This window comes from Herbaspirillum sp. AP02, assembly GCF_015767275.1.
Taxonomy (GTDB): Bacteria; Pseudomonadota; Gammaproteobacteria; order Burkholderiales; family Burkholderiaceae_D; genus Herbaspirillum.
Genome location: NZ_JADWMY010000003.1, coordinates 287578 through 310740, shown reverse-complemented (window position 1 = coordinate 310740; position 23163 = coordinate 287578). Strand labels below are relative to the sequence as shown.

At 63.7% G+C, this 23163-nt stretch carries 17 protein-coding genes; 7 read left to right on the top strand and 10 right to left on the bottom strand.

All coding sequences use genetic code 11. The features are described 5' to 3' along the window. The first annotated feature begins 26 nt into the window (after positions 1–26). Both I5R65_RS09865 and rsgA read left to right on the top strand, forming a co-directional pair. Positions 27–383, top strand: coding sequence for a 4a-hydroxytetrahydrobiopterin dehydratase (locus tag I5R65_RS09865; protein ID WP_180670692.1), 357 nt, complete (start codon positions 27–29; stop codon positions 381–383). Then, on the top strand, positions 383–1324 hold the full coding sequence (gene rsgA, locus I5R65_RS09860) for a ribosome small subunit-dependent GTPase A (protein ID WP_180670691.1): 942 nt from the start codon (positions 383–385) through the stop codon (positions 1322–1324). The genes I5R65_RS09865 and rsgA overlap by 1 nt, the downstream gene beginning before the upstream one ends. Before the next feature lie 18 nt (positions 1325–1342). On the opposite strand, the gene I5R65_RS09855 is transcribed toward rsgA, so the two are convergent. Next, entirely contained in the window at positions 1343–3514 is a 2172-nt protein-coding gene (locus I5R65_RS09855; protein ID WP_180670690.1) for a TonB-dependent siderophore receptor, read from the bottom strand. A 341-nt stretch (positions 3515–3855) separates the two neighbouring features. Between I5R65_RS09855 and argF the strand changes: the two genes are divergently transcribed. The 3 genes from argF to I5R65_RS09840 all read left to right on the top strand — a co-directional run bounded on the left by argF (position 3856) and on the right by I5R65_RS09840 (position 6557). Then, positions 3856–4773, top strand: a complete 918-nt coding sequence (argF, locus tag I5R65_RS09850) for an ornithine carbamoyltransferase (RefSeq protein WP_180670689.1) — start codon at positions 3856–3858, stop codon at positions 4771–4773. A 70-nt stretch (positions 4774–4843) separates the two neighbouring features. Next, the gene (argG, locus tag I5R65_RS09845; protein WP_180670688.1) at positions 4844–6178 is read left to right on the top strand and encodes an argininosuccinate synthase; all 1335 of its coding nucleotides are present in this window, start codon (positions 4844–4846) and stop codon (positions 6176–6178) included. A 64-nt stretch (positions 6179–6242) separates the two neighbouring features. Then, positions 6243–6557 carry a pyrimidine/purine nucleoside phosphorylase gene (locus I5R65_RS09840; protein ID WP_180670687.1) on the top strand — a complete coding sequence of 105 codons (315 nt, stop codon included), beginning with the start codon at positions 6243–6245 and terminating at the stop codon, positions 6555–6557. Between the two features lie 74 nt (positions 6558–6631). Here I5R65_RS09840 and murB read toward each other — a convergent pair whose 3' ends face one another. Further along, the gene (gene murB / locus I5R65_RS09835; protein WP_180670686.1) at positions 6632–7663 is read right to left on the bottom strand and encodes a UDP-N-acetylmuramate dehydrogenase; all 1032 of its coding nucleotides are present in this window, start codon (positions 7661–7663) and stop codon (positions 6632–6634) included. A 136-nt stretch (positions 7664–7799) separates the two neighbouring features. Between murB and I5R65_RS09830 the strand changes: the two genes are divergently transcribed. Beyond that, complete coding sequence (locus I5R65_RS09830) at positions 7800–8285, top strand: YajQ family cyclic di-GMP-binding protein (protein WP_006463130.1); 486 nt, start codon at positions 7800–7802, stop codon at positions 8283–8285. Positions 8286–8392: 107 nt separating this feature from the next. On the opposite strand, the gene aroG is transcribed toward I5R65_RS09830, so the two are convergent. The 4 genes from aroG to I5R65_RS09810 all read right to left on the bottom strand — a co-directional run bounded on the left by aroG (position 8393) and on the right by I5R65_RS09810 (position 16756). Next, positions 8393–9466 (bottom strand): 3-deoxy-7-phosphoheptulonate synthase AroG, encoded by a 1074-nt coding sequence (gene aroG / locus I5R65_RS09825; protein ID WP_180670685.1) that lies wholly within the window; start codon positions 9464–9466, stop codon positions 8393–8395. 543 nt (positions 9467–10009) lie between these two features. Then, a complete protein-coding gene (gene tldD, locus I5R65_RS09820) occupies positions 10010–11470 on the bottom strand; it encodes a metalloprotease TldD (protein ID WP_180670684.1) in 1461 nt (486 codons plus the stop codon). A gap of 26 nt (positions 11471–11496) precedes the next feature. Further along, positions 11497–12303 carry a carbon-nitrogen hydrolase family protein gene (locus I5R65_RS09815; RefSeq protein ID WP_180670683.1) on the bottom strand — a complete coding sequence of 269 codons (807 nt, stop codon included), beginning with the start codon at positions 12301–12303 and terminating at the stop codon, positions 11497–11499. Positions 12304–12436: 133 nt separating this feature from the next. Next, the gene (locus I5R65_RS09810; protein WP_180670682.1) at positions 12437–16756 is read right to left on the bottom strand and encodes a YhdP family protein; all 4320 of its coding nucleotides are present in this window, start codon (positions 16754–16756) and stop codon (positions 12437–12439) included. Between the two features lie 305 nt (positions 16757–17061). Between I5R65_RS09810 and glnE the strand changes: the two genes are divergently transcribed. Further along, positions 17062–19779: a bifunctional [glutamate--ammonia ligase]-adenylyl-L-tyrosine phosphorylase/[glutamate--ammonia-ligase] adenylyltransferase gene (gene glnE, locus I5R65_RS09805; protein WP_180670681.1), complete on the top strand. Its 2718-nt coding sequence runs from the start codon at positions 17062–17064 to the stop codon at positions 19777–19779. A gap of 19 nt (positions 19780–19798) precedes the next feature. Here the strand turns inward: glnE and I5R65_RS09800 are convergent, their stop codons facing one another. From I5R65_RS09800 to I5R65_RS09785, 4 genes are all read right to left on the bottom strand, one after another. Further along, complete coding sequence (locus I5R65_RS09800) at positions 19799–20527, bottom strand: class I SAM-dependent methyltransferase (protein ID WP_180670680.1); 729 nt, start codon at positions 20525–20527, stop codon at positions 19799–19801. A 161-nt stretch (positions 20528–20688) separates the two neighbouring features. Continuing rightward, the gene (locus tag I5R65_RS09795) at positions 20689–21213 is read right to left on the bottom strand and encodes a hypothetical protein (RefSeq protein ID WP_180670679.1); all 525 of its coding nucleotides are present in this window, start codon (positions 21211–21213) and stop codon (positions 20689–20691) included. A gap of 246 nt (positions 21214–21459) precedes the next feature. After that, positions 21460–22473: a type I glyceraldehyde-3-phosphate dehydrogenase gene (gene gap, locus I5R65_RS09790; RefSeq protein ID WP_180670678.1), complete on the bottom strand. Its 1014-nt coding sequence runs from the start codon at positions 22471–22473 to the stop codon at positions 21460–21462. A gap of 149 nt (positions 22474–22622) precedes the next feature. After that, the gene (locus I5R65_RS09785; RefSeq protein ID WP_180670677.1) at positions 22623–23150 is read right to left on the bottom strand and encodes a GNAT family N-acetyltransferase; all 528 of its coding nucleotides are present in this window, start codon (positions 23148–23150) and stop codon (positions 22623–22625) included. Positions 23151–23163: the final 13 nt, after the last annotated feature.

Sequence of the window (23163 nt, the reverse complement as noted above, 5' to 3'; positions counted from 1 at the left end):
CAGCTTCCTGACCGTTGGAGAACCCCATGAGCATTACCGCACACACCCTCGCCGCTTCCCATTGCGTCCAGCCCGTCGAGGCCCTGGATGACGCTGCCATCGCCAGCCACCTGGCCGCCCTGCCCGCATGGAAGATCGAGGGCGGCAAGCTGGCGCGCAGCTTCACCTTCGCCAACTATTACGAGACCCTGGCCTTCGTCAATGCGATCGCCTGGGTGATCCATGCCGAAGACCATCACCCCGAGCTGGGCGTGAGCTACAACCGCTGCAGCGTGCGTTTCGATACCCACAGCGTCAATGAAGGTCGCGGTGGCCTCTCGGCCAACGACTTCGTCTGCGCGGCCAAGGTCGACGCCATCTTCGCCCAGCGCGCCAACGCCTGATGGCTGGCCGCAAGCAAGCCGCAGTACGCGGCGCCGGGCCGGTCGCCAAGGCCGACCTGGAATCCGGTCTGGTGATCGCCGCCCACGGGCGGCATTATCTGGTGCAGGCCGGCGAACGGAAACTGCATTGCGTCACCCGGGGCAAGAAGAGCGACGTCTCCGTGGGCGACCGCGTCCGCCTGGCGCTCACCTCGCCCAACCAGGGGGTGATCGAAACCATCGACGAGCGCAAAACCCTGCTCTACCGCTCCGACCAGTACAAGTCCAAGCTGCTGGCGGCCAATGTGGATCAACTGTTCATCGTGGTGGCCACCGAACCCAGCTTTACCGATGACCTGGTCTCGCGTTCGCTGGTGGCGGCCGAATCGGCGGGCGTATCGGCCCACCTGATCCTGAACAAGACCGACATCACCGAGGCCCTGCCGAAGACACGGGAACGCCTGCAGGTCTATGCGCGCCTGGGTTACCCGGTGCACGAAGTGTCGGCCAAGGCCCACCCGGAAGAAACCCGCGCTGCCTTCATGCCGCTGCTGGCAGGCAAGAGCACGATCCTGATCGGCCAGTCCGGCATGGGCAAGTCCTCCATCATCAACCTGATCGTGCCGGACGCCGACATCGCCACCCGCGAAATCTCGGCCGCGCTCGATACCGGCAAGCACACCACCACCTTCACCCGTCTGTACCAGATGGAGCAGGAAGCCAGCATCATCGATTCACCCGGCTTCCAGGAGTTCGGCCTGTACCAGCTCTCCGAAGGCATGCTGGAACGTGCCTTCCGCGACTTCACGCCCTATCTGGGCAAATGCCGTTTCTACAACTGCCACCACCTCAACGAGCCCGGTTGCGCCGTGCTGGAAGCGGTGCAAGCCGGCCAGATCGCGGGCATGCGGCACCAGCTGTATGCGCAGCTGGTGCATGAGTCTTCACAGACGCTGTATTGACGTCGTTCCTGACCTCGTTCAGAACCTGTAGGTCGCCGTGAAGGACAGCGCCCGTGGCGCACCCGGGACGATCTGGGAGGCGCCGGTGGCGCTGGCGTAGTAGCGGCGGCCGGACAGATTGGTCGCGGCCAGGGTGAAATCGGCACGCTGCAGGCGATAACCCACCATGGCATCCCAGCGGGTATAGGCTGGCAACTCGACCAGGTTGTCCCGGTCGGCGAAACGGGCGCCCTCGACGATCAGGCCGGTCTCGCCGAACCAGCCCAGCGGCGGCGCGTAGGAGACGAACAAGCTGCCATTGCGGGCCGACACGCCGCTGGCGCGCTTGCCGGTGAATTGCGGTTCGGCCTGCAGCACCTTGGCGTTCTGCTGCGTCCAGCCGGCGCGCAGGAACCAGTGGCGCAGCACTTCACCGGCCACGCTGAACTCGACGCCGCGATTGCGCTCCAGCCCGGTCTGGTAGAAGGTGCCCGGCTTGAGGGGATCGGCCACGGTGCGGTTGTAGAGCTCCAGCTGGAACCAGGCCAGGGTGGTGCTGATCCTGCGATCGAACCAGTCGCTCTTGAGGCCGGTTTCGACCTGGCGGCTGTACTGCGGACCGAGGTCGTTGGTGTTGCCCTCGGCGCCGGGCGTGATGCCGATCACATCGCCTCCGACCGGGGCGTGGTTCTTGCTCCAGGACAGGTAGAGGTGCTGGTCGGGGATGGCCTCCCAGACTGCCCCCACGCGCGGGCTCACGGCATGGCTGGAGCGCTCGCTGCGCAGATTCTTCAACTGGTTGCGGGAATCGACGTCGAAGTCGTCCCAGCGCAGGCCGAACAGGCCTTTCAGGCGGCCGCCCAGATCGATCTGGTCCTGTGCATAGATGCCCAGGTTGCTGGCCTTGTGATAGTTCATCTGCCACAGCTGGGGAACGATGCTTTTGTTGTCGCGATTGTCGGGATTGCGGAGGGAGACCAGAGTGGCCGACCCCATCCACAGCCGGGGGTCGCGCTTCTGCCAGGCATATTCGACGCCGGCCAGCAACTCGTGCTGCAACGGCCCGCTGGCGAGCTTGCCCAGCAGCTCCAGGTTGGTCTGCAGGTTGCGCTGCTGCAGGTCCTGCTGGAAGCGGCTGCGCTGGACCTGCTGCAGGTTGCGGGTGGTACTGACGAAGGATTGCGAGACGAAGCTATTGTCGAAGTCGCTATCGAGTTCGAACAGGCTGATGCCTTGACGGATGCTCCAGTCCGGCGCCACGGCGCGCGTGAGGGTGGAGCGCAGGGCCAGCGTGGTATCGCGCAGGACGTCACGACCGGCAGCACCGAAGAACTTGCCATCATCGGCCACCGGCAAGGCATAGGCGGTGGCCGTATTGCGCGGGGAGAGCGCTGTCACGCGCGCCGGCACGCCGCGGTCGGGGGTGCGCAGGAATTCCTGGTATTCGGCCTGCAGCAGCCAGCTGTCATGGCCGGATTCCCACTTCAGCGACGGGGCGAAATACTGGCGGGTGCCGCGCACCTCATCGCGGAAATTGCCCTCGTGCTCGCGGCCGAGGTTCAGACGCATGGCCCATTGCGCATCAAGCGGACGGTTCCAGTCCAGCGCCACGCCCTGCTGGCCGTAGCTGCCGAAGGTGGCCGAAGCCTGACCGAAGGCCTCCTGTCCCGGCTGCTTGCTGATGCGATTGATCACGCCGCCGCCACTGCCCCGTCCATACAGGGCGGCGGCCGGTCCCTTGAGGATGTCGATACGCTCGACGCTGCCCAGGCTGCGTACGTATTGGGCGTCATCGCGCATGCCGTCCAGCAGCAGGTCGCCGGCGCTGGAAAAGCCACGGATACGGAAGGCGTCGAAACGGGTATCGGAGACATTGGAAATGCCCGGCACGCCTGCCAGTGCGGCCGCCATGTCGCGCCCGCCGTAGGCCATCACCCGTTCGACGGCGACGCTTTGCACGGTCTGCGGTATGTCGGTGAGCTCGGTGGCGGTGCGGGTGGCGCTACTGAGCTTGCCGGGACGCGGATCACCCTGGCTGCGCCGGTCGCGGACCTCGACGGCGGGCAGGCGGGAGGTGACGGTTTCTTCCTGGTCTTCAGCAGTGGGGGCAGCCAGCAAAGGTAGGGCCGGCATGGAAAGCACGGCAGCAGCCAGCGCCGAAGGCAAGGCTCGCAGACGGAAACCGGATGGGACAACAGGCGAATCGGACATGGCAGCTTTTACTCCAAGGGAATAGAAAGGCGCCGATTCTAATGGGGTAGATGCTAATGATTCTTATTTATATCTTGACATTTGCTGACCGATTCGTAGTAGAAGGATTTTCTCGTCAGATATCGATAGCTGATTCAAATAAGTTCTGCTTGCGGCTCGAATAGTGTCGAGAAATCCGTTTCTGCTGCCCGAGCCAGCTTCATTGCCCGCCCCCACAAGGGGATTCGTCGACTGTTTCCACAAGGCAAGTACAGCGGGTATCTTTTTAAGCCGAATCCCTTATAATCTAAGGAGTTAACGACTATCGGCGGCAGGCGCCACACTGGCCGCCGTTTTTATTTATGGCAATCAAACACTACCTCCAGTTTTCCGACTTTACGCTTGATGAATACGAGTACGTGATCGAACGTTCCCGTGTGATCAAACGTAAGTTCAAGAATTACGAGCCCCACCACACGCTGGCCGACCGCACGCTGGTGATGGTGTTCGAGAAGAACTCGACCCGCACCCGCCTCTCCTTCGAGGCCGGCATGCACCAGATGGGCGGTGCCGCGATCTACCTGAACACCCGCGACAGCCAGCTCGGCCGTGGTGAACCGGTGGAAGATGCGGCCCAGGTGATGTCGCGCATGTGCGATGTCATCATGATCCGCACCTACGGCCAGGAGATCATCGAGCGCTTTGCCGCCCATTCTCGCGTGCCGGTGATCAACGGTCTGACCAACGAGCAGCATCCCTGCCAGGTGCTGGCCGACGTGTTCACCTACATCGAACAACGGGGCAGCATCCAGGGCAAGATCGTGGCCTGGGTGGGCGATGCCAACAACATGCTCTATTCGTGGCTGCAGGCGGCCGAGGTGTTTGGCTTCCATGTCAACGTCTCCACCCCCAAGGGCTATGACATCGACCCGGCCCAGGTCTCGCCGGGCAACCAGCATTACACCTTCTTCGCCGACCCGGCCGATGCCTGCCAGGACGCCGACCTGGTCACCACCGATGTGTGGACCAGCATGGGCTTCGAGGCCGAGAACAATGCCCGCCTGAAGGCCTTCGACGGCTGGATCGTGGACCAGGCCAAGATGTCGCGGGCCAAGAAGGACGCGCTCTTCATGCACTGCCTGCCGGCCCACCGTGGCGAGGAAGTGGCCGCCGAAGTGATCGACGGCCCGCAGTCGGTGGTCTGGGAAGAGGCGGAGAATCGCCTGCACGTCCAGAAGGCCCTGCTCGAATATCTGGTGCACGGCAAGTTCGACCAATGAAATTCCGGGCTGGGCATGACGCCCAGCCCGCCAGTCCTAGTCAATTCATCCTCATCGCAACGTCAAGATCATGTCCAACATCCTGCAATCCGTCCCGGTCAATCAAAAAGTCGGCATCGCCTTCTCCGGCGGCCTCGATACCAGCGCCGCGCTGACCTGGATGCGCCAGAAAGGCGCTGTCCCCTACGCCTACACCGCCAATCTGGGCCAGCCGGACGAGCCGGACTACGACGCCATTCCCAAGAAGGCCATGCAATACGGTGCCGAACTGGCACGCCTGGTGGACTGCCGCGAACAGCTGGCCAACGAAGGTATCGCCGCCCTGCAAAGCGGTGCCTTCCACATCTCCACCGCCGGCATCACCTACTTCAACACCACCCCGCTGGGCCGTGCCGTGACCGGCACCATGCTGGTGGCCGCCATGCGCGACGACAACGTCGACATCTGGGGCGACGGCAGCACCTTCAAGGGCAACGACATCGAGCGTTTCTACCGCTACGGCCTGCTGGTGAACCCCAACCTGAAGATCTACAAGCCCTGGCTGGACAGCACCTTCATCAACGAACTGGGCGGCCGCAAGGAAATGTCCGAGTTCATGATCAAGTCCGGTTTCGACTACAAGATGTCGGTGGAAAAAGCCTACTCGACCGACTCCAACATGCTGGGCGCGACCCACGAAGCCAAGGACCTGGAGTTCCTGAACAGCGGCATCAAGATCGTGCAGCCCATCATGGGCGTGGCATTCTGGCGCGATGACGTCGAAGTCAAGGCCGAGACCGTCACCGTGCGCTTCGAAGAAGGCCGTCCGGTGGCGCTGAACGGCCAGAGCTTCGACAGCATGACCGACCTGATCCTGGAAGCCAACCGCATCGGTGGCCGCCATGGTCTGGGCATGAGCGACCAGATCGAGAACCGCATCATCGAAGCCAAGAGCCGCGGCATCTACGAAGCCCCGGGCCTGGCCCTGCTGTTCATCGCCTATGAGCGCCTGGTCACCGGCATCCACAACGAAGACACCATCGAACAGTACCGCGACAACGGCCGCAAGCTGGGCCGCCTGCTGTACCAGGGCCGCTGGTTCGATTCGCAGGCCATCATGCTGCGCGAAACCGCCCAGCGCTGGGTGGCGCGCGCCATCACCGGCGAAGTGACGGTGGAACTGCGTCGTGGCAACGACTACTCGATCCTCAACACCGAGTCGCCCAACCTGACCTACCACCCGGAACGCCTGACCATGGAAAAGGGCGAAGGCAGCTTCTCCGCCATCGACCGTATCGGCCAGCTGACCATGCGCAACCTGGACATCGCCGACACCCGCCAGAAGCTGTCCATCTACCAGAACACCGGTCTGCTGGATTCCAGTACCGCGGTGTCACTGCCGCTGTTGGGCCGCGACGAGAAGTAATCCCGGGGTTTCAATCCCGGGTTTTAATCCAGATTCATTCACGGTTTTAATGGAAAGCGATTCGATGAGCACCCAATTCGACAACGTCACCGTCCTCAAGAAGGGCAATGTCTATTTCGACGGCAAGTGCGTCTCGCACACCGTGCTGCTGGCCGATGGCAGCAAGAAGACCCTGGGCGTGATCCTGCCCGCCTCGCTGAACTTCAGCACCGGCGCGCCGGAAATCATGGAAATCAACGGTGGCAGCTGCCGTGTGCGCTTGAAGGGTGAAGAAGCCTGGAATACCTACGCTGCGGGCACCACCTTCAGCGTGCCGGGCAACTCCAGCTTCGACATCGAAGTGACCGAGACCCTGGACTACGTCTGCCACTTCGGCTGATCGATAGCAAAGCAGAATGAAAAAGCCGTCGGTAGCAATACCGACGGCTTTTTTACGTGCATGAAAACGCGTGCTCAGATGAAGACCGGCTCCGGCTCCAGCTGCACCCCGAACTTCTCCAGCACATCATCCTGAATGGCCTTGGCCAGCCGGGCGATCTCGGCGCCGCTGGCACCACCGCGATTGACCAGCACCAGCGCCTGCTGTTCGTAGACACCGGCCCGTCCCATGCTCTTGCCCTTCCAGCCGCAGCGGTCGATCAGCCAGCCGGCGGCCAACTTGTAGTGATCGTCATCGACCCGATAGCTGACCAGGTTGGCGTATTGCGCCAGCAGGCGATCGCGCAGGCGGGTCGGTACGATGGGGTTCTTGAAGAAGCTGCCGGCATTGCCGATGCGGGCCGGATCGGGCAGCTTGCGGGTGCGGATGGCGATGACGGCCTCGGCAATGTCGCGCGGGCCGGGTTCGGTGATGCCCTGCTGATCCAGCGCCTGCGCGACATCGGCGTAGTTGGCATTGGCAACCCAGCGCCTGGGCAGGGCGAAGCTGACGTCAAGCACGACGGCACGGTCACGCAGCGCGTGCTTGAAGACGCTGTCGCGATAGCCAAAGCGGCAGGCCTCGCGGTCCAGCGTGAGAATCTCGCCGCGGTCGAGATCGAAGGCACGCAGGCTGTGGAAACGATCCTTGAGCTCGATGCCATAGGCACCGATGTTCTGGATGGGCGCGGCGCCCACGCTACCGGGAATGAGCGAGAGGTTTTCCAGCCCGCCCAGCCCCTGCGCCAGCGTCCACTGGACAAAGCTGTGCCAGCTCTCGCCGGCGGCGGCGCACACGTAGGTGAAGTCCTCGTCGTGGCCGGTGATCGCCATGCCACGGCCTTGCATATGCAGCACCAGTCCGCTGAAATCCTGCGTCAGCAGCAGGTTGCTGCCACCACCGAGCACCAGTCGCGGCAAGGCCATCAGGGTGACATCGGCGCGCAGCGCCTGCAGGATTTCTGCACCATCGACGGGCAGGTAGGCGTGGGCCTGGGCCTCGATGCCGAAGGTATTGAAGGCGCGCAGGGAAACGGCGTGCTGGACGGGAAGCGAAGACGTGGTCATAGGGCAGCGATTATAGCGCTCCAGAGGCCGGACATCGGCTGTCGGCGGGACGACGATGGCGGCGGCGGCCCCACTCCGCTAGAATCACGGGTCAGACGCCGGCCTCCGCCGGCTGCAAGAACATAAGGATAAAGCCATGCCCTCATTCGATACCGTCTGCGAAGCCAATCTGGTCGAAGTCAAGAATGCCGTAGAACAAGCCAACAAGGAAATCTCCACCCGCTTCGACTTCAAGGGTACCGACGCCCGCGTCGAGCAAAAGGAACGCGAACTGACCGCCTTCGCCGACTCCGACTTCCAGCTGAGCCAGGTGCGCGACGTGCTCACCAACAAGATGACCAAGCGCAACGTCGACGTACGCTTCCTGGACGAGGGCAAGATCGAAAAGATCGGCGGTGACAAGGTCAAGCAGGTGATCAAGGTCAAGAACGGCATCGAGAGCGACGATGCCAAGAAGATCGTGCGTGTCATCAAGGACAGCAAGATGAAGGTGCAAGCCAGCATCCAGGGCGATGCCGTGCGCATCACCGGGGCCAAGCGCGATGACCTGCAGGCTGCCATGGCGCTGCTGCGCAAGGAGATCAAGGATATTCCGCTGGAGTTCAACAACTTCCGTGATTGATTGCCGGTTCCGATCTGGCTCCGCAATGAAAAACGCCGGCGATGCCGGCGTTTTTCTTGCGCGCTGCGTGAAGCGGATCAGGCCGGGGCAGGCCCGGTCATGCCCGATCAGGCTGCGTCGCGCTCATCCCCGACCAGGCGGCGCTGCTTGACGGAGTCCGCCAAGCCTTGCAGCACTTGCACGCTTTCTTCCCAGTTGATGCAGCCATCAGTGACGGACTGGCCGTAGGTCAGTTCCTTGCCCGGCACCAGATCCTGGCGGCCGGCGATCAGGTGCGATTCCACCATCACGCCGACAATGCGGGTGTCGCCACCGGCGATCTGGCGGCCGATGTCGGCGCAGACGGGGATCTGGTTTTCCGGCTTCTTGGAGCTGTTGGCGTGCGAGGCATCGATCATCAGGCGCGCCGCCAGGCCGCTCTTGGCGATGTCCTGGCAGGCCGCTTCCACGCTGGGCGCATCATAGTTGGGCTGCTTGCCGCCGCGCAGGATGATGTGGCAATCCTCGTTGCCGGCAGTGGAGACGATGGCCGAGTGACCACCCTTGGTCACCGACAGGAAGTGGTGCGGCTGGGACGCGGCCTTGATGGCATCCACGGCGATCTTGACGTTGCCGTCGGTGCCGTTCTTGAAGCCCACCGGGCAGGACAGGCCAGAGGCCAGTTCGCGGTGTACCTGGGATTCGGTGGTACGCGCGCCGATGGCACCCCAGCTGATCAGGTCGGCGATGTATTGCGGGCTGATCACGTCCAGGAATTCGGTACCGGCCGGCAGGCCCAGGTCGTTGATGTTCAACAGCAGTTCACGGGCAGCGCGCAGGCCATCGTTGATGCGGAAGCTGTTGTCCATGTACGGGTCGTTGATCAGGCCTTTCCAGCCGACCGTGGTGCGTGGCTTCTCGAAGTAGACGCGCATGACGATTTCCAGCTCGTTCTTGTGGCGCTCGCGCTCCACCACCAGGCGGCGCGCATATTCCATGGCGGCCTTGGTGTCGTGGATGGAACAGGGGCCGATGACGACCATCAGGCGGTCGTCCTGGCCGTGCAGGATGCGATGCAGCGCGGTGCGGGCTTCGGCGGTGGTGCGCTCGACCTTTTCGGTGCAGCCGAATTCGCGGATGAGATGCGAGGGGGGGACCAGTTCTTTCATTTCTCGGATGCGAAGATCGTCAGTGCGCGGCATTTTTTTCTCCTGGTGTGCTGCAAATATTCAGCTGGAAATTTGACCCAAAAAAAAACCGCCATCACTGGCGGTTTTTAGGAAATTCGGTTTTGTCTTTTTACGAACGCTTACCGCTTTTCACCGCCGTGGGGCTGGAATAGCTAAAGTAAAAATAAAAGTAAGCGCGGATGAAAGACATGTCTGGCGTCATGGATAATTGAAGCAGACATTCATAGTGCTACAAATCCGGGGCTTTGGCAAGGGAGATGCGAAAAATGGAATGATGCAGTGCTCATGCACGTTTTATTCATAAATATCGTGATTTTTGAATTAACTTTGCTTGATAGGCAAAAATTTTGCCGATAAAGGCAACAAAAAATCATGCCCTCTGCAAGCCCTGCCCGCCTTCGGCGCAGCTTTCCGCTGTGGTTATCCTGCAAAAAAACCCTGAAATTTGATCTGGCGACGTCTCCCGCAACGCCTTTCCCGCCCCCGCCGACGAAAAAAAACCGCCGGCAAGCTCTCCGGCGGTCTTCATTGCACTGCTGAAGCTGTTGCGCAGGTTCAGGCAGTGCCCCCCACGGTCACGCCATCCAGGCGCAAGGTCGGCTGGCCCACGCCCACCGGCACGCTCTGGCCTTCCTTGCCGCATACGCCCACGCCCGAATCCAGGCGCATGTCGTTGCCGATCATGGAAACCCGGTTCAGCACATCCGGACCATTGCCGATCAGCGTGGCGCCCTTGACCGGATAGGTGATCTTGCCATCCTCGATCATGTAAGCCTCACTGGCGGAGAAGACGAACTTGCCGTTGGTGATATCCACCTGGCCGCCGCCGAAGTTGACCGCATACAGGCCGTTCTTGACCGAGGCCAGGATTTCACCCGGGTCCTGGTCGCCGCCCAGCATGTAGGTATTGGTCATGCGCGGCATGGGCAGGTGCGCGAAGGACTCGCGACGGGCATTGCCGGTGACGTCCATCTTCATCAGGCGGGCGTTCATGGTGTCCTGGATATAACCCTTCAGGATGCCATCCTCGATGAGGGTGGTGCACTGGGTCGGGTTGCCTTCGTCGTCGATGTTGAGCGAGCCGCGACGGTCGGCAATCGTGCCGTCATCGACCACGGTCACGCCCTTGGCCGCGACACGCTCGCCAATCCGGCCGGAGAAGGTGGACGAGCCCTTGCGGTTGAAGTCGCCTTCCAGGCCGTGGCCGATGGCTTCGTGCAGCAGGATGCCGGGCCAGCCGGGGCCGAGCACGACGGTCATCGGGCCGGCCGGGGCCGGGCGCGCTTCCAGGTTGACCAGCGCCGTGGCGACCGCCTCGGAGGCATATTTTTCCAGCAGCACATCGGAGAAATAGCCGTAGTCATAGCGGCCACCGCCACCACTGCTGCCCATCTCGCGACGGCCATTCTGTTCGGCGATCACCGTGACCGAGACCCGCACCAGCGGTCGGATATCGGCCGCCAGCACGCCATCGGCACGCGCCACCAGCACCACATCATATTCGCCGGAAAGGCTGGCCATGACCTGCTTGACGCGTGGGTCCTTGGCACGGGCGATGCGCTCGACGCGCTCCAGCAATTGCACCTTGGCAGTGGCGTCCAGCGAGGTCAGCGGATCGTGCGGCAGATACAGGGCGCGACCACCGGCGGGGATCATCGACCCGGCCACCTTGATCTTGCCGCTGCCCTGGCGGGCGATGGTGCGGGTGGCGGCGGCGGCGTCCATCAGGGCGGATTCCGAAATCTCGTCGGAATAGGAAAATGCGGTCTTGTCGCCCGACACGGCACGCACGCCCACGCCCTGGTCGATGGAAAAACTGCCGGTCTTGACGATGCCCTCTTCCAGGCTCCAGCCCTCGCTCTTGGTGAACTGGAAATAGAGATCGGCGTAGTCGACCTTGTGCGTGAACATGCTGCCCAGCGCCTTGAGCAGCTTGGATTCGTCCAGGCCGAAGGGAGTCAGCAGCACGTCACGCGCCACTTGCAGGGCGCCCATGTTGGGTTCAAATAATTTCATAGCGTCTTGTCGGAAGGCAAAAAAGGTCAAAGCTTGCGATGGCGAAGCGCCGGCAAGCTTTCTCGAACGTATTGTAGACGATGGGGGTCGATATCGCCGATCACAAGTCCTTCGCCTTCCGGCAGGACCGACACGATCTCGCCCCACGGGTCTACCAGCATGCTGTGGCCCCAGGTACGACGGCCATTGACATGCTCGCCCCCCTGGGCCGAGGCCAGCACGTAGCACTGGTTCTCGACGGCACGGGCACGCAGCAGCAGCTCCCAGTGGGCGCGGCCGGTGGTATAGGTGAAGGCGGCCGGCATCACGATCAGCGCGCACTCGCCCATGGCCCGGTAAAGCTCGGGGAAGCGCAGGTCATAGCAGACCGATAGTCCGACCCGGCCGAACGGCGCCTCGAAGCTGCGTACCTCGCCGCCATGTTCGATGGTGCGGGCCTCGTCATAGCTTTCCTGTCCACGGGAAAAATTGAACAGGTGGATCTTGTCATAGCGGGCCACGCGCCGGCCTTGCGGATCGTAGACCAGCGAGGTATTGAGCACCTTGTCCGGGTCATCCGACTGCAGCGGCAGGGTGCCGCCGACCAGCCACACCTGGTGCTGGCGTGCCTGCGTCTGCATGAATGCCTGGATCGGGCCGGTGCCATCGGCTTCGGCGTGGCCCAGCTTGTCGCGTTCATGGCGACCCAGCAGTGGCCAGTACTCGGGCAGCAGCACCAGCTGCGCGCCCTGCTCCGCCGCCTGCGCCACCAGGCGCGCCGCACTGGCGAAGTTCTCTTGCACCTCGGGGGTGGAGACCATCTGGATGGCCGCTACCTTGAATGTCTGGCTCATGTCTGCCTCATGTTTGCCTCATGTCCGGCTCACACCTGACTCGCGTCTGAAGATGAGAGGACGCGTAAATGATATGAAGAATGCTTCAGTATGGCCCATCCCGCGCCGATCTGCAGGCGCCGCACGGTCGGATTCAGGCACCGGAATTGATGGCCGGCCCGGGCGCAGGCTGGCGGCGCCGGGTGGCAGGGGCAGTCGCCGGTGGCGGGGCCAGATCATTGGCGGGCGGATCCTGGCCCGGGCCCGGGTTCTTGCCGTCCTGGCCCTTCTGCAGCACTTCCTTGGCGCGCTCGGCATCCACCGGCGACACCTGCCCCTGCTTGACCACGATGGGGTCGCTCCAAGGCCCGGTCACCTTGTATTCGAAACTGAGCGACTTCATCACCGGATTACGCAGGAACAGCTGTGCCAGCAAGGTACTCACGCCCACCACCGGGTTGACCGCCATGGCCACCACCGAGGCCGTACCGAGGTTGATCTCGGGGATCACCACCACGTGCAGGTCCTGGGTTTCGCGGGCGATGTCGGCCGAGCCGCTCATCAACACCGAGGCCGTCACGCCGGTCATCTTGAGATTGTCGGTGGTGGCGATGCCACGGGCGATGCTGGCGGTGCCGGCCACCGTATCGAAGGCAAAGCCTTCCGAGAACACGTCGCGGAAGTCCAGCGTCAGCCGGCGCGGCAGCGCCTGCAGGTTGAGCACGCCCAGGAGCTTGGCCGCCCCCGGATCAACCTTCAGGAACTGGCCCGAGTGCACATCCATGTGCACCTGGCCGCCCAGGCTGGCCATGTCCATCGCATAGGGTGGCGCCTTCCAGCTCAGGTCGCCATCCAGCTTGCCACGACCGCCGCGGATGGTGCCGGGATAACCGAAGCGCTCCAGCAGCTTGCCGGCGTCGTCGATGTCCAGGGCATAGGTGAAGTTGGAGGTATGGTTGCTGCCGAAGCTGAGCCAGTTGCCGGCGGCGCGGAACTGCGCATCGGGATTGGCCAGCAGCAGCCGGCTGATGCGCCATTCACGCCCCACCGAGGTGACGATGTTACTGGCATCAAGCTCCAGCCGGCCCAGCTTCTTGCCGCCCAGCTCGAACTGGTCGGCACGGATGTCCAGCGCCGGCATCTGCACGTTGTCGTCGCTGCTGCTGTCGGCTTGGGCGGAGGCCGGCTGCGCTTCGCTCGTCGGGCTGGACTTGGGGATGACCAGCGAGGACAGGCGCGCCGTCACCTTGCCTGCGCCCTTGCCGCCGGTGGACTCGTCCCAGGTCACGCTGCCGGCTGCCTGCTGCGACTCCAGGTTCATCTGCCAGGTGTTGCGACGATGCGTGGCCTCCAGAATCAGTTTGTTGAGCTTCTTGCCCATCAACCTGAGCTCGCCCACCCGGGCCGAGACATTGTCCGGCTGCAGGTACTGGGTCACTTCGCTGCTGCCCAGACGCCCGGTCTGCCCGGCAGCGGCGCCGGGCGCGACGTCCTTGCCGACCAGGTCGTTCTTCAGTGCCAGCCAGGCGTCCAGGTCCAGGCTATCGGCGGCCAGCGCCAGCTTGAGCCCCGCCGCCGGAGTCGGCGCCGGCTGGTTCCAGCCGATGCCGCCACTGACCACACGCCAGTTGCCGCCGCTGGCCACCACGCGTTCCCGCACATGGCGGGCGCTGACGTTCTGGCCCAGCGCCATGCGCATTTCCTCGCGCTCGACCAGGGGATCGGACGAGGCCAACGGCAGCAGGTCCACCCGCAGCGGCAGGTTGTCCTGCGCGCCCTTGCGCAAGGGCGCCGGCAGATCCAGCCCCAGCCCGACCAGGTTGGATTCGATGCTGACCTCGGGCTGGCGCTGCCGTACCTGCACCGTAGCGGTGTAACGGGTACCTCCGGACAGGTGCGCCAGCAGGCGCTGTAGCGAGGGTTCGGCGTATTGCTTGCGCAGCGCCTCGACATTGATCGCCCCCTCCAGCCGTACCAGGCTGCTGCCATCCTTCTGGGTTCCGCCGTTGATGGCTAGGCTGTCGCCCAGGAACTGCCCCCGCACGCCGTTGAGGGTGAAACCCCGTTCATTGAATTCCACCTTGCCCGCGGTGCGATACAGCACCGGCAGGTCCGGCAGCAGGTCGACGTCGTTGTTGGCAAAGTGGAAGGCACCCTGGGCACGGGTATCGATGGCGTGGTTCAGCGGCATCTGGAATTTCAGGTCCAGCCTTGCCTCGCCGGTCGCACTGCTGTGCTCCATGACATTGCCGGTCCAGCGCGCCACCGGGCTCTGGTTCACGTACTGCAGGAAGGCCGGCATCGGGCCATTGGCCACCCCCTCGATTTCCAGCGTGGCTTCATGCGAAGCGGCATCGGCCACCCGCGCCGTCACCGGCCCCAGCCGTGCGCCCAGGCTGCGGGCGCTGTCGGCCTTGATCTCCAGGCGGGTGCGATCGATGCTCAGGCGTCCGCGTCCCTCTTCCAGCAAGGGCCACTCGGGCTCCTTACCGTCGCGGCCGACATGACCGGGGGTGTAGTTCAGCTTGAGCCCCTCGAAGTCGCCGCTCAGCTGGAACTGCCCCTTGGGCTGCTCGCCAGGCTTGACGGTATGGAACGGGAAATCGGCCAGCGCGCCCTTGAGCTTGAACTGCACGTCATGCAGGTTGCCCGCCATCAGACCCTCGGTCAGCCAGTGCCGCAGGGGTTCGCTCATGTGCTGCGGCAGGTAGCGGCGGATCGCCTTGACGTCGAAGCTGCTGAATTCGCCGGCGAGGTCCAGGCTGCCGGCCGACTTGCCCTGCAGCGGCAGCAGATGGCGACCGGAGAGACTGCCGGCAACGCCGGGCTGACTGAATTGCATCTGGTCCAGGTCCACCTGCAGTGTCTGATCCTTCAGGTATTGCCAATGCGCCTGAAGTTTCAGGGTATCGAACGGCAGGCTGGGTTCGACGAAGAGGTCGGCAGGCAGGTCGACCACCAGTTGCTGCGTATCCACCTTGACCGAGCCGCCTTTTTCGGTGGCATCGATCTCGCCGCTCAGGTTGCTGAAGCCGGGGAAGCCGGCCCACTGCACACGCGCCTGCTGGGCCGGATTCTTGCGCGGTTCCACATGGGCCGCCAGGCCCTTCATGCCCAAGCCCTTGAAACGTCCCTGTACCCGATAGGAACTGAGCTCCGGATAACTGCCCTGCCACTGCACGGTGAAATCGTTGAGTTCTCCGCGTGGTGCCAGGTCGTCCAGCAACTTGCGCTGCGAGGGGGCCAGCGGCAACCGGGTCGCCAGTTGCGACAACGTCTGCAGGTTCAGGTAGGTAGCCTTGACGCTGGTACGCTCGGCCTTGAGCGGGGTGGCCGGCTCATAGCTCTCGGTGATCGAAGTCGGCGGCAGGACGAAGCCGTCCGGGGTTTCTATCGAGAAATCGGTCAGGATCACCTGATGGCCATTGGTACCGAAGGTCGGCACGCCGTCCTGCTGGCCGGCGCCCAGGGTTTCGCTGGCCGAGATGCGGCCATTGACGCGCTTGAGCGACAGCGGCTCCAGCTGTCGCGACAGCTGGGCATTGAAGTCGGCCAGGCTGAGGTCGGCGGTGAAATTGGCGACCTTGGCATGGTCCAGCGTCAGCCAGGCGCGCACCGAACCGCGGCCGCTGTTGATGGCGATCGGATAGTCCATCCAGGCCCGCCAGACCGCCAGGTCGGTGTTGCGCAGGTCGGCATAGAGCACGCCCTTCCAGCGCGTGATCTCGGAACTGCGGGCGAAGGCTGGATGACTGAAGTCGGCCCTGACATCCAGCGGCGCCGCGGTCTCCTGCGGCGGATTGGCACGCAGGGACAGCCGGTGGCGCAACCAGCGGTTGTGCAGGATCAGGTTGACGTCTTCCAGCACCAGCTCGGGCGCCTTGCGCATTTCATCATCCCAGCGCAATTTGCTGTGACGGATCACGATTTCGCGCTGCGACAGCAGCCAATCCAGCGTACTGCCATCGCCACCCGTGGGTACCGGGATGCCGGCCACGAAGAGCTTGCCGGCGGCATCGCGGCGGATCGCCAGGTCGGCGCCCTCGATGCTCAGGTTTTCCACCCGCAGCGCAGCCACCAGCACGCTGCTCCAGGACAGCGTGGTCGATACCCGCGGCAAGGTCAGGGCGGCCTCGCCCTGCTCGTCATGCACGGTGATATTGGTCAGGGAAAGCTGCGGGCGCAGTCCGCTCCAGGAGGCATCGATGGCCTCGATGCTGACCACGCGACCGATCTGCGCCGACACCAGATGTTCGATGCGCGGCTTGTAGTGTCCGATCTCGGGCAGCACCGCATAGCGCAGCACCAGGAACAGCGCGCAAAAGACGAAATAGGCTGCCAGCAGCAGCTTGAGGGTGAAACCCAGCACATGGTGGCTGGCCCGGTTCAGGTGAATGTAGCTGCCCCGCGCAAATCGCCAGCACAGCGCCCAACGGCCAGGCCTGGGTGCGGCGTTATGTTGTTCTTGGGACATCAGGATGCAAAGGCAGCTCGGGGATGGGAGAAAATCGGGCAGGCAACATGATCGCATGGAAAACCAGGCCATGCCATCTGTGCAAGAAAGGTATGAGGGGCAAAATGTCCGATAAGTTTAAAAAGGAAGGCTAGAATCCCCGTTATCGTGCAAAACCGTCAGCCCGCTGTCAGTCCTGCCAGCATTGTCGGCAGCCCGGGCTGTCCTCTGAAGCGGTATTGACGGCGGTTTGCCTGGTTTTACGCCCTTTATCAACCGTCACCGTTCACCCTTCTACATCCTCTCGTGGAGCTTTGCGGTCCCCTATGCCTGTTCATCAACGATCCCTGGTCGACGCCACCACTTCCCGCTACTACACCCGCTGGACCCAGGCCGATCCGGCCCGCCCGGCCCTGGTCATGGCCGCCGCCGCCCAGCCCATGGACCGCGCCGGCATGCAGCAGCGCCTGCAGGCCGACCTCGACGCCGGCCTGGCGCTGCCGGCAGCCATGCGGCGCCTGCGCAACCTGATCATCTGCGCCCTGATCACGCGCGACCTCGACGGCCGCGCCGACCTGGCCGAGGTAGTGGCGACCATGACCGGCTTTGCCGACTTCGCCGTGCAAACCCATCTGGCGGCGTTGATGCAGGAGCAGACCGCCCTCTACGGTCAGCCCATCGGCGAGGAGTCCGGCCGGCCCCAGGAAATGATCGTGCTGGGCATGGGCAAGCTGGGCGGCGCCGAACTCAACGTCTCCTCCGACATCGACCTCATCTTCGTCTACCCGGAAGATGGCGATACCCAGGCCGAAGCCGGCCAGAAATCACTGTCCAACCATGAGTTCTTCGTGCGCCTGGGCAAGAAGCTCATCGGCGCCCTGGCCGAGATCACCGAGGACGGCTTCACCTTCCGGGTCGACATGGCGCTGCGGCCCAATGGCAACTCCGGCCCGCTGGTGGCCAGCTTCAACATGGTCGAGGAATACCTGGTGCGCCAGGGCCGTGAATGGGAGCGCTATGCCTGGACCAAGGCCCGCGCCCTGACCGGCACGCTTGAAGATATTGCCGCGCTGGAGGCGATCAGCCGCCCCTTCATCTTCCGCCGCTACCTGGACTTCGGCTCCATCGATGCCCTGCGTTCCATGCACGGCCAGATCCGCGCCGAGGTCAAGCGCCAGGAAGCCCTGCACCCGGACCGCAGCAACAACGTCAAGCTGGGCCGGGGCGGCATCCGCGAGATCGAGTTCACCAGCCAGGTGTTCCAGCTGATCCGGGGCGGGCGCGACGTGGAACTGCGCGACCGTTCCACCCGCATCACCCTGCGCACCCTGGCCGCCAAGGAACTGCTGGCGCCCGAGGTGGTGCAGCAACTGCTGGACGCCTACAGCTTCCTGCGCGACCTCGAACACCGCCTGCAGTATCTGGAAGATGCCCAGACCCACACCCTGCCCGTCAATCCCGACGATCTGCTGCTGGTGGCGCAGATGATGGGCTACCCGGACAGCGCAGCCCTGCTGCACGAGCTGGAACAACAGCGTGCCATCGTCGCGGCCCAGTTCGATGCCATCTTCGCCGACAAGCAGTCCGGCGAAGGCGAAGCCGACGGCCCGGCCGTGAGCGTGAGCGAAAACGACAACCTGGAAGGCCTGGCCGACGCCCTGCGCCTGGTCGGCTTTCCGGCAGACGATATCGAGGACGGCGCCCGGCGCCTGCATCTGACCTGGCAATCGCCGCGCATGCAGAGCCTGCCCGAGGCCAGCCGCAACCGGCTCAACACGGTCATCAACAACTGCCTGCCGCTGCTGGCGGCACTGCACTATGACGAATTGCCGGCCCTGGGGCGGTTGCTGGATTTCCTCGAAGCCATCGCCCGACGCGCCGCCTATCTGGCACTCCTGACCGAATACCCCTATGCCCTGCAGCGCCTGGTGCGCATGATCGGTGCCAGCGGCTGGGCCGCCACCTACCTGACGCGCCATCCCCTGCTGCTGGACGAACTGCTGGACGACCGCAACCTCAAGGCCGGCTCCGACTGGAACGCCTTCGCCGACAATTGCCGGCGCCAGCTGGCCACAGCCGAAGGCGACACCGAACGCCAGCTCGACATCCTGCGCGAACTGCATCATGCCGAACAGTTCCGCCTGTTGGCGCAGGATCTGGAAGGCGACCTCTCGGTGGAAAAACTGGCCGATGAACTCTCCGCCCTGGCCGACGTGCTGGTGCAGGTGACCATTGAGGCCATCTGGGGCAGCATCGCCCAGCGCCACCGCGAGGTGCCGCAGTTCGCCGTGATCGCCTACGGCAAGCTGGGTGGCAAGGAACTGGGCTATGCCTCGGACCTGGACGTGGTCTTCCTCTACGACGACGACGACCAGGAAGCCCCGGCCCTCTACGCCAAGCTGGCGCAGCGCTTCATCACCTGGATGACCAGCCATACTCCGGCCGGCACCCTGTTCGACATCGACATCGCCCTGCGCCCGGACGGCGCCAGCGGCCTGCTGGTGTCGCCCCTGTCGGCGTTCGAGAAATACCAGCTCAACGCCGCCTGGATCTGGGAACACCAGGCCCTCACCCGCGCCCGCTTCTGTGCCGGCGACAGCGCCATCGGCGAGCGTTTCGAGGCGCTGCGCGAGCGCGTGCTGCGCCAGCCGCGCGACGCCGACAAGTTGGAAGAAGAAGTCCTGTCCATGCGGCGCCGCATGCGCGACGCCCATCCCAACCGCAGCATGATGTTCGACCTCAAGCACGACGAGGGCGGCATGATCGACATCGAATTCATGGTGCAATACCTGGTCCTGCGCCATGCCTGCGACCATCCGCAACTGACCGGCGACATCGGCAACATCGCGCTGTTGAAGCTGGCGGCGCAACTGGGGCTGATCGATTCCCTCATGGCCGACGAGGCGGCCAACGCCTATCGCCTGTTCCGCAAGCTGCAGCACCAGATCCGGCTACAGGGCTCGGACCGTGCGCATATCGACGCCATCCGCGTGGAGCATGAACGTGCCTGCGTGATCCGGCTGTGGCAGCAGGTGTTCGGCTAGGGCCAGGCCGCTGGCGGGATCACGCCAGCGGCTTGCGCGCGACCAGGTTGATCAGCGTTTCCTCGCGTTCGGCCTTGGGCTTGATCCCGAAGACCCGCTCCAGAAGGCCCAGGTCTTCGCGGCTCCACCACAGATACGGATAGGAAATCGATTCCGGCGCCACCTCGAAGCCGGCGCTGCGCACCAGCGCGAGATATTGCCCGGCAGTCTTCTGCACCTCCATCGGATGACGGAACAGCAAGCGGATGATCCACGAGTGGATATAGCGCTTGGTCGACTCGGCAAAGAGCAGGATGCCGCCCGGCTTGAGCACGCGGTAGAACTCGCGGATCGCCTCTTCCTGCTCAATCAGATGATGGAAGGTCTGGTGGCAGAACAGCAGGTCCACGCTATTGTCCTCCAGCGTCATGCTGGCGCTGGAGCACTGGATGAATTCGGCCGCAATCCCCTCGGCCTGGGCCTCGCCGCGCGCGGCCTCGATCATGGCCGCATCGATGTCCATGCCGATCAGGCGTTGCGGTGCGAAACGCGTGTGCAGCTTCTTGAGCGAGCGTCCCCATCCACATCCCACGTCAGCCACCACGGGGTAGCTGGCGCGACGCTCGGGAATAAGGCGTTCCAGGTCCTTCATCGCGCGTTCCAGCACATGCAGGGTCCAGGTCGGCGTGCGCAAGAACCAGATGCCAAAGGCGGTCTCGGGCACATGCTCCGGCATGGCCGGAGGCAGTTGCGTCAACGGTGTATTCATATCGTTATTCGTTGTAACCGGCTGGCCATCGACCCTGTGGGCCGCGCCATGCTGCCGGGGGCGGCCGACGATTCCCCCTGTCGACCGATGAAAAATGCCCCGCATGCGGGGCATTGGAGAATGTTGCCAGCTAACAACCCCGCCGGCAAGTGCCAGGTAGGTCAATACTTGGGCGGCTGCTTGTCGTCCCGGCTGGCGCGACGGTCGCCAGCGCTGCTGCTGTCACGGGTGGTGGACGAGGAGCTTTCGCGGTCGCGCGAGCGGGCGTTGTCGCGATTGGCATCACGTTCGCGGGCACGGCTGCTGCGATCGCTGTCCTTGGCATCCTTGTCCTTCCCATCTTTTCCCTTGGCGTCATCCTTGGCCGGTTCGGCCGCAGGTGCCGGCGTGGGCGGCGTCACGGTCTGGATGCCCTTGGCGGCCATGTATTCGTGCATGTCCTTCCAGCCGGCGAAGATGCCAGCCTTCAAGGCGTCGGGGTTGCGCTGGTAGCAATCTTCCAGACTCTGGCCGGCCTGGCGGCAGCCGGCGCCCAGCGCGATGCCCTCGGCCTTGGCCTCTTCCGGGGTCTGCTTGGGCTTGGTGAAGCTGCTGACATAGTCGCACGCGGACAGCGACAGGCTGACGGCGGATATCAAGGCCAGGTTGGCCAACAGGCGACGGGCCTGGGATGAGCTTGCTGACATGCGTTCCCTCGTTGGGTCGGTTGCTCTTGTTGTTGACGGGCCGGCGGCCCTTTGCGGCAAATGGACAAAAGGCCATTGCAAGCGATGCTCGCAACAGCCTTCTGATCCTTTTGCAGGCTGATCCGTCTATTTTCACCTCGGCAAGCGGGCTTGCATACGAGGAAAAGAAGCCGAAACAGCCCTGAAATTGACGCTCCCGGCCAGGGAACCCCGGCCGGTGCGTCTTGACACGCTTACTGGCGGGTCTTACTTGGCGGTGGCCAGGGCGACCGTGGTGTCCAGCATGCGGTTGGAGAAGCCCCACTCGTTGTCGTACCAGGACGACACCTTCACCAGACGGCCGGAGACCTTGGTCAGGGTGGCGTCGAAGTTGGACGATGCCGGGTTGTGGTTGAAGTCCACCGACACCAGCGGCTCGGTGTTGTAGGTCAGGATGCCCTTGAGCGGACCAGCTTCGGCAGCGGCCTTCAGGACGGCGTTGACTTCATCCACGGTGGTGTCGCGCGAGGCCACGAAGGACAGGTCCACCAGCGAGACGTTGATGGTCGGCACGCGGATGGCGAAACCGTCCAGCTTGCCGTTCAGTTCCGGCAGCACCAGGCCGACCGCGGCGGCAGCGCCGGTCTTGGTCGGGATCATGGACTGGGTGGCCGAACGGGCGCGACGCAGGTCTTCGTGATACACGTCGGTCAGCACCTGGTCGTTGGTGTAGGCGTGGATGGTGGTCATCAGGCCGGTTTCCAGGCCGATCTTTTCGTGCAGCGGCTGCACCAGCGGTGCCAGGCAGTTGGTGGTGCAGGAGGCGTTGGAGATGACGGTGTCGGACGCCTTCAGCACCTGGTGGTTCACGCCGAAGACGACGGTGGCGTCCACGTCCTTGCCGCCCGGTGCGGAGATGATCACCTTCTTGGCGCCGCCCTTGATGTGGGCGCTGGCCTTTTCCTTGGTGGTGAAGAAGCCGGTGCATTCCAGCACCACGTCCACACCCAGCTCGCCCCAGGGCAGCTCGGCCGGATTGCGCTGGGCCAGCACCTTGATGCGGTCGCCATTGACAACGATGGAGTCGCCATCGACGGCCACGGTACCGGGGAACTTGCCGTGGGCGGTGTCGTACTGGGTCAGGTGGGCATTGGTCTTCGGATCGCCCAGGTCATTGATGGCGACGATTTCGATATCGTGCTTCTTGCCGCCTTCGTAGTGGGCGCGCAGGATATTGCGGCCGATACGGCCATAACCGTTGATTGCTACGCGAATGGTCATGCTGTTCTCCTCAAGTAGTAAAAATCGATGCAAACCGATAGCCGTGGAACCGACCTGCCCGTCAACCTACGCCCTTGCGGCGCAATGGCCCGGCCATGGTTCCGTCTTTTCCGGCCTTCCTGCCGTTCTTGTTCTTACCGCATCCACGCTCAGGACTTCAGCTGGCGCCAGACGAAACCGATCTCGTCCAGTTCACTGCCATCATCCCAGGTGAACGTTTGTTCATAAAGCCTTTCGGCCCCCAGCGACTCGAAAAATTCCCCGGCGCCTTCGTTCTTGCTCAATACCCAGGCCATCAGGCCGGTCGCGCCGGCGCTGATGAGGGTGGCCGCGACATTGGCCAGCAGGCGCTTGCCCAGGCCACGGCGCTGTTCATCGGGCAGCACGCAGATCGCGGTCAGCTCGGCATCGCAGCCGAAGCGGGCTTCGGCCAGCGTCATGCCGGAGGCAAAACCGATGATCTCGCCACCACTCTCGGCCACGAAGGTACAGGCCGCATCCGAGGACGCCTCCAGCACCTGTTCCCACAGCTTGACGCTTTCCTCGGGCTTCAAATGGTCGAGATAGCTGTCCGGCACCAGGCCGCGATAGCTGGCGCGCCAGGCGTCGATGCGCACACCGGCAATCGACGCCGCGTCACCCTTGCGGGCGCGGCGGATCAGGACTTGCTCGCTCATGGCTGGCGTAGCG

Bases quoted from the DNA above. Each gene is read 5' to 3' on its own strand.
- glnE (WP_180670681.1), top strand. From the start codon at position 17,062: ATGCCTGTTCATCAACGATCCCTGGTCGACGCCACCACTTCCCGCTAC.
- aroG (WP_180670685.1), bottom strand. From the start codon at position 9,466: ATGCCGCGCACTGACGATCTTCGCATCCGAGAAATGAAAGAACTGGTC.
- I5R65_RS09795 (WP_180670679.1), bottom strand. From the start codon at position 21,213: ATGTCAGCAAGCTCATCCCAGGCCCGTCGCCTGTTGGCCAACCTGGCC.
- rsgA (WP_180670691.1), top strand. From the start codon at position 383: ATGGCTGGCCGCAAGCAAGCCGCAGTACGCGGCGCCGGGCCGGTCGCC.
- argF (WP_180670689.1), top strand. From the start codon at position 3,856: ATGGCAATCAAACACTACCTCCAGTTTTCCGACTTTACGCTTGATGAA.
- I5R65_RS09830 (WP_006463130.1), top strand. From the start codon at position 7,800: ATGCCCTCATTCGATACCGTCTGCGAAGCCAATCTGGTCGAAGTCAAG.
- I5R65_RS09810 (WP_180670682.1), bottom strand. From the start codon at position 16,756: ATGTCCCAAGAACAACATAACGCCGCACCCAGGCCTGGCCGTTGGGCG.
- murB (WP_180670686.1), bottom strand. From the start codon at position 7,663: ATGACCACGTCTTCGCTTCCCGTCCAGCACGCCGTTTCCCTGCGCGCC.
- I5R65_RS09855 (WP_180670690.1), bottom strand. From the start codon at position 3,514: ATGTCCGATTCGCCTGTTGTCCCATCCGGTTTCCGTCTGCGAGCCTTG.
- argG (WP_180670688.1), top strand. From the start codon at position 4,844: ATGTCCAACATCCTGCAATCCGTCCCGGTCAATCAAAAAGTCGGCATC.
- I5R65_RS09815 (WP_180670683.1), bottom strand. From the start codon at position 12,303: ATGAGCCAGACATTCAAGGTAGCGGCCATCCAGATGGTCTCCACCCCC.
- I5R65_RS09865 (WP_180670692.1), top strand. From the start codon at position 27: ATGAGCATTACCGCACACACCCTCGCCGCTTCCCATTGCGTCCAGCCC.
- gap (WP_180670678.1), bottom strand. From the start codon at position 22,473: ATGACCATTCGCGTAGCAATCAACGGTTATGGCCGTATCGGCCGCAAT.
- I5R65_RS09840 (WP_180670687.1), top strand. From the start codon at position 6,243: ATGAGCACCCAATTCGACAACGTCACCGTCCTCAAGAAGGGCAATGTC.
- tldD (WP_180670684.1), bottom strand. From the start codon at position 11,470: ATGAAATTATTTGAACCCAACATGGGCGCCCTGCAAGTGGCGCGTGAC.
- I5R65_RS09800 (WP_180670680.1), bottom strand. From the start codon at position 20,527: ATGAATACACCGTTGACGCAACTGCCTCCGGCCATGCCGGAGCATGTG.
- I5R65_RS09785 (WP_180670677.1), bottom strand. From the start codon at position 23,150: ATGAGCGAGCAAGTCCTGATCCGCCGCGCCCGCAAGGGTGACGCGGCG.